This is a genomic window from Variovorax paradoxus (genome assembly GCF_000834655.1).
GTDB lineage: Bacteria > Pseudomonadota > Gammaproteobacteria > Burkholderiales > Burkholderiaceae_C > Variovorax > Variovorax paradoxus_F.
In genome coordinates this window covers 1-12,310 of the sequence record NZ_JXQQ01000061.1, presented here as the reverse complement: position 1 = coordinate 12,310, position 12,310 = coordinate 1, and the positions used below count along the sequence as shown (strand labels likewise).

The 12,310-nt window shown below is 67.4% G+C and carries 14 protein-coding genes; 3 read left to right on the top strand and 11 right to left on the bottom strand.

What is annotated here, in order from left to right:
* Positions 1-2: 2 nt before the first annotated feature.
* The 3 genes from RT97_RS22970 to RT97_RS22960 all read left to right on the top strand — a co-directional run bounded on the left by RT97_RS22970 (position 3) and on the right by RT97_RS22960 (position 3,217).
* Positions 3-473, top strand: a complete 471-nt coding sequence (locus RT97_RS22970) for a hypothetical protein (protein WP_042581149.1) — start codon at positions 3-5, stop codon at positions 471-473.
* 308 nt (positions 474-781) lie between these two features.
* The gene (locus RT97_RS22965; protein WP_042581148.1) at positions 782-2,464 is read left to right on the top strand and encodes a sensor histidine kinase; all 1,683 of its coding nucleotides are present in this window, start codon (positions 782-784) and stop codon (positions 2,462-2,464) included.
* A gap of 33 nt (positions 2,465-2,497) precedes the next feature.
* Entirely contained in the window at positions 2,498-3,217 is a 720-nt protein-coding gene (locus RT97_RS22960; protein WP_042581147.1) for a response regulator transcription factor, read from the top strand.
* A 24-nt stretch (positions 3,218-3,241) separates the two neighbouring features.
* On the opposite strand, the gene RT97_RS22955 is transcribed toward RT97_RS22960, so the two are convergent.
* The 11 genes from RT97_RS22955 to RT97_RS22905 form a co-directional block, all read right to left on the bottom strand.
* On the bottom strand, positions 3,242-4,150 hold the full coding sequence (locus RT97_RS22955; RefSeq protein ID WP_042581146.1) for a type II secretion system F family protein: 909 nt from the start codon (positions 4,148-4,150) through the stop codon (positions 3,242-3,244).
* A gap of 11 nt (positions 4,151-4,161) precedes the next feature.
* A complete protein-coding gene (locus RT97_RS22950; protein ID WP_042581145.1) occupies positions 4,162-5,154 on the bottom strand; it encodes a type II secretion system F family protein in 993 nt (330 codons plus the stop codon).
* Positions 5,155-5,163: 9 nt separating this feature from the next.
* The gene (locus tag RT97_RS22945; RefSeq protein WP_042581144.1) at positions 5,164-6,534 is read right to left on the bottom strand and encodes a CpaF family protein; all 1,371 of its coding nucleotides are present in this window, start codon (positions 6,532-6,534) and stop codon (positions 5,164-5,166) included.
* Positions 6,535-6,569: 35 nt separating this feature from the next.
* Positions 6,570-7,721 (bottom strand): AAA family ATPase, encoded by a 1,152-nt coding sequence (locus RT97_RS22940; protein ID WP_042581143.1) that lies wholly within the window; start codon positions 7,719-7,721, stop codon positions 6,570-6,572.
* Between the two features lie 19 nt (positions 7,722-7,740).
* Positions 7,741-8,169 carry a TadE/TadG family type IV pilus assembly protein gene (locus RT97_RS22935; RefSeq protein WP_042581142.1) on the bottom strand — a complete coding sequence of 143 codons (429 nt, stop codon included), beginning with the start codon at positions 8,167-8,169 and terminating at the stop codon, positions 7,741-7,743.
* Complete coding sequence (locus tag RT97_RS22930) at positions 8,166-8,633, bottom strand: TadE/TadG family type IV pilus assembly protein (RefSeq protein WP_042581141.1); 468 nt, start codon at positions 8,631-8,633, stop codon at positions 8,166-8,168. Before RT97_RS22930 ends, RT97_RS22935 begins: the two co-directional genes overlap by 4 nt.
* 5 nt (positions 8,634-8,638) lie before the next feature.
* Positions 8,639-9,910 (bottom strand): pilus assembly protein TadG-related protein, encoded by a 1,272-nt coding sequence (locus RT97_RS22925; RefSeq protein WP_042581140.1) that lies wholly within the window; start codon positions 9,908-9,910, stop codon positions 8,639-8,641.
* 44 nt (positions 9,911-9,954) lie between these two features.
* The gene (locus RT97_RS22920; RefSeq protein ID WP_042581139.1) at positions 9,955-10,131 is read right to left on the bottom strand and encodes a Flp family type IVb pilin; all 177 of its coding nucleotides are present in this window, start codon (positions 10,129-10,131) and stop codon (positions 9,955-9,957) included.
* Between the two features lie 127 nt (positions 10,132-10,258).
* Positions 10,259-10,468 (bottom strand): Flp family type IVb pilin, encoded by a 210-nt coding sequence (locus RT97_RS22915; protein ID WP_042581138.1) that lies wholly within the window; start codon positions 10,466-10,468, stop codon positions 10,259-10,261.
* 140 nt (positions 10,469-10,608) lie between these two features.
* Positions 10,609-10,902 (bottom strand): hypothetical protein, encoded by a 294-nt coding sequence (locus RT97_RS22910; RefSeq protein WP_042581137.1) that lies wholly within the window; start codon positions 10,900-10,902, stop codon positions 10,609-10,611.
* 11 nt (positions 10,903-10,913) lie between these two features.
* Positions 10,914-12,310 (bottom strand): type II and III secretion system protein family protein (locus RT97_RS22905; RefSeq protein ID WP_042581136.1); only part of this gene is annotated, 1,397 nt, incomplete at its 5' end.

The following is a 12,310-nucleotide window of genomic DNA, read 5'->3' as shown; positions in this document are numbered from 1 at the left end:
ACATGCCGCTCACCCTCCTCCTTCAGCTGCTGCACAAGCGGTTTCCGGTCACGCTCACCGCGGATGCCGACATCCGGCACGCGTCGGTGCTGGTCGCGACAGGTCTTGTCGAAGCCGAATTCCGTTTCGACGGTCTGGGGTACCACCGCTACGAAAGCGCCGTGATCTTCGCCATCACCGACGAAGGGCATGCGGAGATCGAGCGCTTGCGCAACGGTGGCGCCATGGCGGGCGAAGAACATCAGAACTGGCCCGTGATGCCGCTCGATTACCTGCGCAGGATCGGCAACTCGCGCTTTCCGCTGCATACCGAGGACCCGTCGGAAATCAACTCCGTGGCGGTCCTCGAAGCCGCCGGCATGGTGGAGGCAACCTTGCCCTCGGTTTGCCGCGCGAGGCAAAAGCTCAGGGAGGCCATCGTCCTGCGGGTCACACCGCTGGGAAAGACCGCACTGGTCGCGCGACGAGCCTGAGGCCGAGGCGGCCCACCTCTCTTCCCCAGTCGCGGGTACCCGCCTTCCCTTGCGCCGCCGCCCTGCTTGCACTAACGGCCCTCGGGCAATGAGTCCGAAAGAACTACAAATAGGGCTATTGCAACCAACTGCAACAGATGCGACAAAGCGCGGAGCAGCGCCAGTACCCATTGTTTTGGACTACCAAAGTAGTAATGTGAAACCTTCACATACACCGGTTGCCGGTCACAAAAATGAGTACCAAGCTGTCACCGCCGATCTCGCAACTTTGCGGCGCATGAAACAGATCCTGGGAAGGATGCCCTTTCATGAGAGCCCGCGCCGCCGCCTCGAACGTCGACACCAGCCTGTCGACGGATGCCTTCATGGCGGCCCGCATGCGGCTCGTGCTGTCGGTCTCGGCGCTGCTGGCCGTCGCGGTCGACGCGCGCCAGAGCCCGCAACCCATCGCCAGCGCCGTCTGGCTGGCCTTTTCCGGATACATCCTTCATAGCCTGCTGGTCTACGCCAGCACGCGGAAGGGCTGGCGCCATGCCCAGGGCAAGGCTGTCCACTGGTCCGACGTCCTGTGGTTCACGTTGATCATCTTCGTGACGGACGGCGTGCAGAGCCTGTTCTTCCTCTTCTATTTCTTCGCGATCCTCACCTCGTCGTTCCGCTGGGGTTTCGAGGAAGGCGCCCGCGTGACGGTCGTCTCTGTCGCATCGTTCGCGGCCTGCGGGCTCGGCACGAGCACGGGCGACGACGCGCCGCAGCTGCTCATGCGCACGACCTTCCTGCTGGCGCTGGGGCACATGATCGTGCACTGGGGAGGCTCCAAGCTGGCACTGCAGCGGCGCCTCGCGCTCCTGGGCGACATCGCCCAGTTGTCGAACCCGCGCTTCGGCGCGGGCCGCACGATCGCCCGCACCATGGAGAAGACGCTGGCCTTCTTCCGGGCCAGCCACTGCATCCTCGTGACCCGGGACACCGCGACCGGCAGCTGGACCCTTCGCACGCTGCGCAGGGACGATGCCTGCGAGCATGTCGGCGTCGAAACGCTCGGCGCCATCACCGAGTCGCCGCTGATGGCGCTCGACCATGCGCGCACCCTGCTGTGCAATCGCCTGCCCTGGCCGCTCGACCGGTTGGTTGCCCCCAGCCATGTGCATGACGCCGCGACGGCCGAATGGCTGCCCGAGGACCCCGACCACGCGCGGCGCAGCGCCGCCGTGGCCGCGATGCTGGAGGCGCGCGCGTTCATCAGCGCCGCACTGCCGCTGCGGCTGGGCGAAGGGCGCGTATTCGTCTCCTCGCGAAGCCGCCTCTTCAACCATTCCGATGCGATGTTCCTCGCGCATCTCATGGAACAGATCTTCCCGGTCATCGAGACCATCGAGGTACTCGACCGCATGGCTTCGGAAGCGGCCGCCACCGAGCGCCTGAAGATCTCGCTGGACCTGCACGACACGGCCGTGCAGCCCTACATCGGGCTGCGCATGGGCCTGAGCGCCCTGCGCAAGAAAGCCACGCCCGACAACCCCCTGCTCGACGACCTCGACAGGCTCGCGGAGATGGCCAACGGCGTCGTCGCCGACCTGCGGCGCTTCGCCGGCGCCGTCAAGCAGAACGCCGAGGCGCCATGCGGCCTGGTGCTGCCCCACCTGCACCGCCAGGCCGCCCGCATCCAGGGACTCTACGGCATCGAGATCGCGGTCAGCGTCGAAGGCCAGGTGCATCTGGACGACCGCATGACCGCGGAGATCCTGCAGATGGTGGGCGAAGGCCTGAACAACATCTGCAAGCACACGCAGGCCCGCCGCGGCAGCGTGCGCCTGGGCTGCCGCGACGGCCGGCTGCACCTGCGCATCGAGAACGAAGGCTGCGAGGAGAGCTTCGCCCGCTTCCGGCCCCGTTCCCTCAGCGATCGTGCCGCGGCGCTCGGCGGCCAAGCGCAGGTCAGCCCTTGCATCGGGGGCGGTACCGCGGTGCTGATCGAGATACCCATCTGAAAAGTCCACCACAACGATCCGAGGAGAGCCGTCATGCAAACACAAGCCCACACGCACATCCATCCCCTGGCCTGTCCGCCGGCCCATCCGATCGGCGTCCTGCTCGTGGACGATCACCGGACCATGCTCTGGGGCCTGTCCCGGCTGATCGACGGCGAGCAGCCGCGCATGAAGGTGGTTGCGACCGCCAGCTCGTGCGAAGAAGCCGTGGCGCAGACGCAGATCCTCTGCCCCGACGTGATCGTGCTCGACCTCGACCTGGACGGCCATTGCGCCCTCGGCATCCTGCCGATGCTGCTTGCCAACGGGGTGTCGCGCGTCGTCGTGCTCACCGGCGAACGCGAGCAGCGCACGCTGGACCTCGCCGTGCTGCACGGCGCGCGCGGCGTGATGCGCAAGGACGCCTCGGCCGAACAGGTGCTCGAGGCAATCGAGCGCGTGCACCACGGCGAGCTTTGCGTCGATGCCCAGGCCATGGGCCGTGTCTTCTCCGAGCTCACCTCGGTGAAGAAGCCCGCGCCCGACCCCGAGGCGGCAAGGCAGGCGAGCCTCACGCAGAAGGAGCGCGAGATCATCCGCACCGTGGTGCGCGGCAGCGGCGCCTGCAACAAGGCCCTGGCGGCGCTCACCTTCGTGACCGAGCACACGCTGCGCAACCATCTCACGTCGATCTACCAGAAGCTGGGCGTCGCGAACCGGCTCGAGCTGTACATCTACGCCGTCAAGCACCACCTGGACGCCGCGGCGCACTGACCGGCGGCGCTCATTGCCGGCGGTTCACTGCTGCCCGCTCAGCATCGGCATGATCATCCGCACGATGCGGATCGCCGCCGGCGCAAGGATCACCAGCGAGATGCACGGAAAGATGCACAGCACGAGCGGCAACAACATCTTGGTGGGCACCTTGGCAGCCAGTTCCTCGGCGCGGACCTGGCGCTTGTGGCGCAGGTCCTCGGAGAACACGCGCAGCGACTCCCCGATGCTGGTGCCGAAGCGGTCAGCCTGCGTCAGCATGGTGGCGAAGGTGCCGATTTCCTCCACGCCCGTGCGCAGCGCCAGGTTGCGCAGCGACTTCTCGCGCGTGCCGCCTGCGCGCATTTCCAGGTTGGTCCAGTGCAGCTCCTGCGCGAGCGCCACGCTCTTGACCTGGATCTCGTCGGTGACCTTGGCCATGCCCGCGTCCAGGCCGAGGCCGGCCTCCACGCAGACCAGCATCAGGTCGGCCGCATCGGGAAAGTTCTCGAATATCTCCCTGCGGCGCCGGCGGATGTACAGGTGCAGCACGATGTTGGGCAGGTAGCAGCCGATGAGCGCCACCACCGCCAGCCACAGCAGGAACACAACGCCGCCGTCCGAGCCCGCTGCGCGCATCCCGAAGAAGGCCATGGCGGCAAACCCGAGCGGCAACAGCGTCTTCATGCCGAAATAAAGCAGGTAGGCATCGGGGTGGCGGATGCCGGCATTCAGGAAGCGCACCCGCAGCGGCGAGAGTTCGGCATCGCTGGTCGGCGACGAGAGTTGCGCGAACGGTCCGACGATCTTCACCGCGGTCTCGGTCCACGGCGAGCGGCCCGCCGGCTGGGCCACCAGCTGCAGCCGCTGTTCGGTGCGCGTGGGCATGAGCCAGATCGACACGCCGCCGATGGTCAGCGCGACGGCCAGGAAAACGAGGATGGGAAACAGCATGACGTTCTCCTTCAGACTCTGATCTTCACGATCTTGCGCAGGATCAACACCCCCACCAGCATCAGCGCCAGCATGTATTTCACGGCCGCCTGCCCGATCGGGTCTTCCCACAGCGGCGACATGAACTCGGGGTTGAACACATTCATGAGCGCCGCCAGCGCGAACGGCATGAGCCCGAGGATCCACGCCGACAGCCGCCCCTCGGACGACAGCACCCGCACCCGCGCGAGCAGCTTGAGCCGGTCGCGGATGAGCCGGCTCAGGTTGCCGAGCACCTCGGTCAGGTTGCCGCCCGAGTCGCGCTGGATCAGCACCGCCACCACGAAGTAGCGCAGGTCGGTGAGCGGCACGCGCTCGCTCAGGTTGGTCAGGGCCTGCTGCAGCGACACGCCGAAATTCACCTCATCGGCCACCAGCCGGAACTCGCTCGCGATGGGCTCGGCCATCTCGTCGCCGATCATCTGCACGCCGCTGGCGAACGAGTGCCCCGCACGCAGCGCGCGCGTCACCAGGTCCAGCGCGTCGGGCAACTGCTTTTCCATGCGCGACAGCCGCCGCATGCGCGCTTGCTGCAGGTAGATCATCGGAAGCGTCGCGGCGAGCGCCGCCACCACGAGCGCCGGCACGAGCGATTGGCGCGCCACCCACCCCATCGCCACGAAGGTGAACACCCCGAGCACCGCGCACGCCAGCAAGAAGCCCGAGACCGTCCATTCCAGTCCGGCCTGCAGGATGAACCGGTCCAGCCGGTGCGCCCGCGGCAGGGTCAGCAGCAGGCGCTGCAGCCACGGCACCTCGCTGAGCATGCGCTCCTTGGCCAGGTGCGCCTGCTGCGTGCGGTCTCTCGCTGCCGAGAACGCCTGCATCCGTTTCTCGATCTTTCGCGCATCCGGTCCCTTGTAGGAACGCCAGACCAGATATACGCCTTCGATCACCAGCAGCACGGTCACGAACACCAGCACCGTGACGGTGACGAGGGCATTGCCTCCCAGGTTGTCGAACATGATCGGCTCCTATTCGTAGTGCTTGTCGGGTTCGAACATGGTGTCGGGCAGCGTCACGCCGAAGGCATGCAGCCGCTCGGCGAATTTCGGCCTGACACCGGTCGCCTGGAAATGCCCGCGAACCTGGCCGTCGGGCCCCATCCCGGTCTGGTGGAAGGCAAAGATCTCCTGCATCGTGACCACCTCCCCTTCCATGCCGGTGATCTCCTGGATGCTGGTCACCTTGCGCCGCCCGTCCACCATCCGCAGCACCTGCACCACCACCGTGATGGCCGAAGCGATCTGCTGGCGCACTGTGCGGTGCGGCAGGTTCAGGTTGGCCATGCCGATCATGTTTTCCAGCCGCGCCAGCGCATCGCGCGGGGTGTTCGCATGGATGGTGGTGAGCGAGCCTTCGTGGCCGGTGTTCATGGCCTGCAGCATGTCGACCGCCTCGGCACCGCGCACCTCGCCGATCACGATGCGGTCGGGCCGCATGCGCAGCGCGTTGCGCACCAGCGCGCGCTGCGTGATCTCGCCCTTGCCCTCGATGTTCATCGGCCGCGTCTCCATGCGCGCCACGTGCGGCTGCTGCAGCTGCAACTCGGCCGCGTCCTCGATGGTGATGATGCGTTCGCTCGGCGGAATGAACCCCGAGAGGATGTTCAGCATCGTCGTCTTGCCTGCGCCTGTGCCGCCGGAGATGAGCATGTTCACCTTGGCCTGGGCCAGGCCCTCGAGCATCTGCGCCATCTGCGGCGTGAGCGTCTTCAGGTCGTTCACCAGGTTTTCCATGCGCAGCGGAATCTTGGCGAAACGGCGGATCGACATCATCGGCCCGTCCAACGCCACCGGTGCGATCACCGCGTTCACGCGCGAGCCGTCGGGCAGCCTCGCATCGACCATCGGGCTGGACTCGTCGATGCGCCGCCCCACCAGCGAGACGATCTTGTCGATGATCCGCAGCAGGTGCTTCTCGTCGGTGAAGCTCACGTTGGTGAGCTCCAGCCGGCCGCGGCGCTCCACGTAGATCCGCTCGTGCGAGTTGATCAGGATGTCCGAGACCGTGGGGTCCGCCATCAGCAGCTCGATCGGCCCGAAGCCCAGCATCTCGTGCTGGATGTCGCGGATCAGCGTGCGCCGCTCGATGTCGTTGAGCGCCTCGGGCTCCTCCTGCAGCAGCCGCCCGACCATGGTGGAGATTTCCTGGCGCAGCACGTCGGGCTTGAGGGTCTCGAGCGCGGCCAGGTCGAAGCGCTCCAGCAGCTTCAGGTGCATGCGCTCCTTCATCGCCTTGTAGGTGTCCGATGCAAACGGCGACGAAGCGGCGTCGCCCGGTTGCCCCGCGGGCCGTGCGGCCGGATCGGTTTCGATCGCATTGAGCTGGTCTCTGAATGACATGGGAACCTGCCTTGCTGTTGAAGACTTGTCGGAATTCAGGCGCGGCGGAACAGCCGCCCGATGAAGCCGGGCGCCGCTTCCTTCTGCGGACTGAGGGCGTGGGCGATCTCGGCGAGCCGCCTGGCCAGGGCGCTGCCGCGCGCCATTTCCGCGAGCGGCACGCCGCGGTTGATGGAGGCGTCCACGTCCTTGCCGCCGTCCGGCACCACGGTGAGCGTTGCGCCCACCAGCGATCGGCGCATGTCCGACAGCCCGATCTCGCCGCCGCCGGCGCTGCGGTTCACCAGCAGCTCCACCTTGCCGGGCGCGTAGCCGAGCGACTTGAACACGTGCATGAGCCGGGTCACGTTGCGGATGTGCGGCAGGCTCGGCTGCAGCACCGGAAAGATGCGGTCCGCGCGGTCCAGCACGCGGATCGCGATCGTGTCCAGCCGCGGGCCGAGGTCGAACAGCACGAAGTCGTACTGTGCCGTCGCGACCTGCAGCAGCGCATCGATGTGCTCGGCCTTCACGTCCAGCGCCCGCGACAGGTCGTCGGGCGCGGGCAGGATGCTCAGACCCGGCGACACCCGCGTCACGCTCGCCGCGAGCAACGAGGCGTCCAGCCGCGAGATGTCGCGCGCAACGTCGGCCATGGTGCTGGTCGCGCGCAGGTCGCTCACATACGAGAGCGCGTCGCCGAACTGCAGGTTCAGGTCGATCAGCAATACCGAGCGTTCGCGAGCGAGCTGGTGGGCGATGTTGGTTGCGAGAAAGGTCGCGCCGCTGCCGCCCTTGCAGGGCATGAAGGCGACCACCCGGCCGGGGCTCCGCACCATCGAGCCGGCCATCTTCACCGCGATGCGCTCGACCGCAGCCTCCAGCGCGGCGGGCTCGGCCGGCGACGGCAGCACCTCGCGCACCCCGGCGCGCATCGCGTGGATCAGGAACTCGGGCGTCTGCATCGCGCACAGCAGCACCACCGCGACCCCGGGGTGCTGCAGCGTCAGCTTCTCCACCAGCGTGAGTTCGTGGGGGTCGCAGCACATGCCGTCCACCAGCAGCAGTTCGGGCGCCGCCTTCTCGACGGCCCACTGCATGCGGCTCTTGCCTCCCTCGAACAGCGACACGGCGTGCGAGCGCGCCTCGAGCACCTTGCGCATGTCCTGCAGGTGGTTCGGATTGGGGGAGATGATGGCGATCTTCATGGTGGTGTCCGTTGCGTTGCTAGGAACAGATGGCCGCGCTGTTCGCGTCTTGCCGCATCACCTCGCGCGGCAGGTAGGTGGAAAAACCGGGCATCGGGATCAGCGGCGCGGCCGCGCCTGCGATGGGCGAGATCCATTGGTAGTTCAGGCCCGTGATGCTCACCGTCACGCCCTGGCAGGTGGCGGCCGTGCAGCCGGAGGGCACCCAGGCGACCGCTACCGTGTTGATCTGCGGCAGCAGCGCCCGCATGCGCGCCAGCACCAGCGCCTGCTGGCCCGTGTCGTCGCACACCACCGCATAGCGGGCGCCCGCGCGCGTCGCCTCATGGGCCGCGCTCCAGGTGAAGAGCATGCGAGCGAAGTCCACGATGCCCAGCACGAGCATCAGGAAGACCAGCAGGCCCAATGCGAACTCGACGGTGGTCGCGCCCTCCATGCGGTGTCTCATGACGGCGCCCTCATGGTGGCGGAGATTTCGCTGAAGACGATGTTGCCGTTCGCGCCGGTGAGCACGACGCCCATCACCGAAGGAAACAGCGAATGGAATGTGTAGCTGCTGATGCGCACCGTGACCGTCGTGATGATCGGATCGCTTCCCGCGGATTGCCAGGTGCAGCAGCTGCCCGAGGGCACGTTCGCCAGGCTCAGCCCGCGCGCGAGCGGCGAGCCGGTGCCGGCGGTGTTGCCGTACACGAGCAGGTTGCGCGCTTCGGCAACGTGCGTGCCGGGCGTCTGCACCGAGAGGTAGCGCACCGCGTCGCGCGTGGACTTGGTGACCGCGTTGTACTCGTACATGGCGCGGCCGAACTCGGTGGTGATGAAGGTCAGCAGCAGCAGGATCGGCGTGATCAGCGCCAGCTCGACCAGCGCGGTGCCGCGCTCGCCATGCCGTGTGCGGGAAGGTGTCTTCATGGTGTTCACCTCACGAGAACGGGAACCAAGGGCCCCGCCGAGCCGCCCGCCAGCCCGGTGCTGGTGCACGGACTGCCCGCGGCGCCCGCGTTGCCCAGGAACTCCAGCTGCGTATTGGCCATGGGAATGGTCAGCGGCTGCAGCATCAGCATGCAGACGTAGTCGATCACATGCGATGCGCCGTCGATCACCGGCACCGTGACGATGCGGCGGTCCAGGCCGTATTGCTTGTGCCCGCCCGCGACGTTGCCCGGCGCCGCGAGGTTCTGGAAGCTGTTGAGCGACAGGCCCGTGATCGCCTCGCAGCCGTTGGCGCCCTTCACGTTCGTGCCGGTGTCCGCGCACGAGGCGAAAGCCGCGCGCTTGGTGACGAAGTTCTGCGCGCTCGCCGGTGCCCCGGCGCCCGGCGTGCCGTTGAAGGCATTGCGCTGCGCCGGCCAGTTCAGCGCGGTGTAGGCGTAGCCGGTGTAGTCGGGCCGCCCGGTGCTCGGGCTGCCGCTGTTCTTGTAGATGCCGAAGCGCTGGTTCCAGACATCCGCCACCGAGGTCTGGACGCCCGGCGTGCCGAGCGTGTCGCCGACTTTCGTGCCGCAGTGGCTGGTGAGCTCCGACTCGGTCTCCGAGGCGCTGTTGCTTCCGTCCAGGTTGGCCCAGCCGATCTCGCCGCCAGCCGAGGCGTTCTGGGCCTGGATCAGCGTCACCCAGTCGCCGATGGCAAAGCCGTAGTTGGGGGCCGTGCCGCCCGGCTTGGGTTTCATCGCGACCGGAATCGGGCAGGTGGTCTGTGCGCTCGCGCGGGTGGCCACGGCGCTCGCCACCACGCTGCGAGTGGCCGGGTTGCCCGCGGTGTCGCCCGAGAAGGCGCCCACCGCCTTCATGAGCCAGATGTTGATGTTGGGTTGCGTGTGAACGCACTGCGCATAGCGCGCCGCCGCCGGTGCGGTCGTGGCGGCGTAGGCCGCGTCGCGGAACGTGATGTCGCTCGCGACGAGCTGGCCCTGCCCGCCCCACGTGCTCGACTGCATGTTCACGCGGTTCGCATTGCCGGCCGCCTGGCCCGCGTTCCTGGCCCGCGTGAGCGCCGTGGCCTGCCCGTCGAGCTCGCGCGCGGCCGACAGTGCGCAGCCGTCGACGGCCGTCTGCAGCTCGGTACGGACCACGAACAGGTGCCCGAAATCCAGCGCAATGCCCATGAATCCGAGCAGGAAGAGAAGCACCAGCGCGGCCGTGACGATCATTGCGCCGCGCTGGCGGTGGTGCATGTGTCGAACAAGCATGATCGGCCTCCGGGAGAAATGGCGAGGGGTCGAGCGCCGCCCGCTCAGACGCAGGTCGAGCCGCTCAGGCAGGTCGCGACGCGCGAGATGAACGAGCTGAAGCTCGTGCCCGTCGTCAGCACCTGCAGGGCGATCACCAGCGCGATGGAGACGACGGCGATGATCAGCGCGTACTCGACGACCTGGGCACCGCTCTCGTCTTTCAGGAATGACTTGAACATGGACTGCTCCTTTTTCAGGGTGGGAGGAAGGTGTTTGCAACGCGCGGCGGGCGATGGGCAACGGGGAGCGGACCGGGCATGGACCCTGGCCCCCTCGCCTGTTCGCCCGTTCACCCTTTCCAGCCGCTCAGGTGCAGGTCGCCGTGGTCAGGCAGTTGCTCACGCGCGTGATGAAGCTGGAGAAGCCGCCGCCGCTGGCGGTGAGCGCCTTCAGCGCAACGACCAGCGCAATCGAGACGACCGCGATGATCAGGGCGTACTCGACGACCTGCGCGCCCTCTTCGTCGCGCAGGAAACCACGGGAGGATTGGCCGATGGCCTGGAGGAAGTTCTTCATGGTTCAGTCCTTTCAAGGTTTGAACAGTTGAAATCGGGTCAAGAAAAAAGACGTGGGGGAAGAAAAATTTCTTTGCGGTCGTGGCGCTCTCCTTTCCATGTGGAAGCGTTGCTGGAAGAAGTCCGTGCAAAGCGAGCCCGTTACTTCGACGGCCCGCCTCCCTGGCCTCCGATCGGGCCGCCGATGTTGATGACATTGGTGGCCGGTGGCGGCGTCTTGTAAGACTCGTGGTACTGCTGCATCGACTCGCGCGCGGCGCGGCCGTCCATGCCGGTGACCGGGTCGCCGTTCTTGCCGGCGTTCGGGTTCAGCGTCATCTTTTTCCTGGCGTCGCGCACCGCATCGCCGAAGCGCGCGTCGTAGTTGGGCGTGACATGCGAGCAGCCGGTGGCGAAAAGGCATGCGAGCGCGACGGTGGTCGATCGAATGAACATGGCGGAGCTCCTCACTGGGGTTCGCCGGCCGGCGCAGCCGGTGCCGGGGTGGCGCTTTCGAGCGCGCCGTTCAGGTAGATCTCGGCGCGGCTGGGCACGACGTGGTTGTCCGTCGGCACCCGCGGCGCCGCGGCCAGCGGACGCACCAGGCGCGGCGTGATGACGAACATCAGTTCGGTCTGGTCGTTCTGGAATTCGCTGCTGCGAAAGAGCGCCCCCATCACCGGCACTTCGCCCAGGCCCGGATAGCGCTTGATGGTTTCGGTGACGTTGCTCTTGATGAGCCCCGCGATGACGAAGCTTTGCCCGTCGTTCAGCTGCACCGTGGTGTCGGCGCGGCGCACCGTGAGCGACGGCAGCACCGAGGTGACCCCGGTGACCGTGGTGAACGGCGAGCCCGTCTGCGACAGGTCCGACACCTCCGAGACCATCTTCAGGTTGACCCGGTCGCCGTTGAGCACCGTCGGGGTGAACTTGACCCCGATGCCGAACTCCTTTTCCTCCAGCGTGATGTTGGTCCCGCCGCCGGCCATCGAGTTCTGCGCCACCGGAATGAAGATCTTGCCGCCCGACAGGAAGCTCGCCTGCTGGCCGCTGATGGCCATGATGTTGGGCTCCGCAAGAATGCGCACCAGCCCGTCGTCCTTCTGGCCGTCGATGGCGATCGCGCCGCGGCCGATGCGCATGGCCTCCACCAGCCCCGCGCCGCTGCTCAGGAAATTGGAGATGAGCGAATAGTTGGTCGCCCCGCCGCTGGCCGAGCGCGTGAGGCCCACGCGCGCCCCGAGCCGGTCCAGCAGCGTCTTGCTGACCTCTGCGATCTTCACTTCGAGCATCACCTGCTGCGGGCTGGCCACGCGCATCAGGTTCACCACCTTCTTGCCGTCGGCGCCGTAGGCCGAGGCGAGGCTCATCACGTCGTCCAGCTTCAGCGCATCGCTGATCTCGCCGGTGAGCACGATGGAGCGTTCGGCGCTGCGCACGCGGATGCCGCGCTCGTCGGGCATCAGTTCGGCGAGCTTGGCCTGCAGCGCCATCGGATCGATGGTGACCACCACGTCCTTGATGTAGCAGGTGCCGTCGGCGCTTTGCAGCACGACGTTCATCGAGCCGGCCTGGCGCCCGCGGAAGAACAGGTCCGTCGGGCTCAGCAGCGTGACGTCGACGTCGGCCACGCCGTCGCCCGCGTTGGCAGCGGGCGCCATGCCGGGCGCTGCCACGGGCGCGGCGGCCGGCGCCCGCTGGGCCTGCCCGCTCACCACGATGCGCACGACGCGCGCCCGCAGCGGAATGACCACCGACTTGCCCAGCACCGCCTGGGTCGGCTGGTCGTCGGGAACGATCGCGGTGCAGCGGCGGCTGGCCGGCGCGGTGCCCGCGGCCGTGGGGGCCGCGGCTGCCGCAGCGG

Bases quoted from the DNA above. Each gene is read 5' to 3' on its own strand.
- RT97_RS22945 (WP_042581144.1), bottom strand. From the start codon at position 6,534: ATGTCATTCAGAGACCAGCTCAATGCGATCGAAACCGATCCGGCCGCA.
- RT97_RS22960 (WP_042581147.1), top strand. From the start codon at position 2,498: ATGCAAACACAAGCCCACACGCACATCCATCCCCTGGCCTGTCCGCCG.
- RT97_RS22920 (WP_042581139.1), bottom strand. From the start codon at position 10,131: ATGTTCAAGTCATTCCTGAAAGACGAGAGCGGTGCCCAGGTCGTCGAG.
- RT97_RS22940 (WP_042581143.1), bottom strand. From the start codon at position 7,721: ATGAAGATCGCCATCATCTCCCCCAATCCGAACCACCTGCAGGACATG.
- RT97_RS22910 (WP_042581137.1), bottom strand. From the start codon at position 10,902: ATGTTCATTCGATCGACCACCGTCGCGCTCGCATGCCTTTTCGCCACC.
- RT97_RS22965 (WP_042581148.1), top strand. From the start codon at position 782: ATGAGAGCCCGCGCCGCCGCCTCGAACGTCGACACCAGCCTGTCGACG.
- RT97_RS22955 (WP_042581146.1), bottom strand. From the start codon at position 4,150: ATGCTGTTTCCCATCCTCGTTTTCCTGGCCGTCGCGCTGACCATCGGC.
- RT97_RS22950 (WP_042581145.1), bottom strand. From the start codon at position 5,154: ATGTTCGACAACCTGGGAGGCAATGCCCTCGTCACCGTCACGGTGCTG.
- RT97_RS22925 (WP_042581140.1), bottom strand. From the start codon at position 9,910: ATGCTTGTTCGACACATGCACCACCGCCAGCGCGGCGCAATGATCGTC.
- RT97_RS22930 (WP_042581141.1), bottom strand. From the start codon at position 8,633: ATGAAGACACCTTCCCGCACACGGCATGGCGAGCGCGGCACCGCGCTG.
- RT97_RS22915 (WP_042581138.1), bottom strand. From the start codon at position 10,468: ATGAAGAACTTCCTCCAGGCCATCGGCCAATCCTCCCGTGGTTTCCTG.
- RT97_RS22935 (WP_042581142.1), bottom strand. From the start codon at position 8,169: ATGAGACACCGCATGGAGGGCGCGACCACCGTCGAGTTCGCATTGGGC.
- RT97_RS22970 (WP_042581149.1), top strand. From the start codon at position 3: ATGCCGCTCACCCTCCTCCTTCAGCTGCTGCACAAGCGGTTTCCGGTC.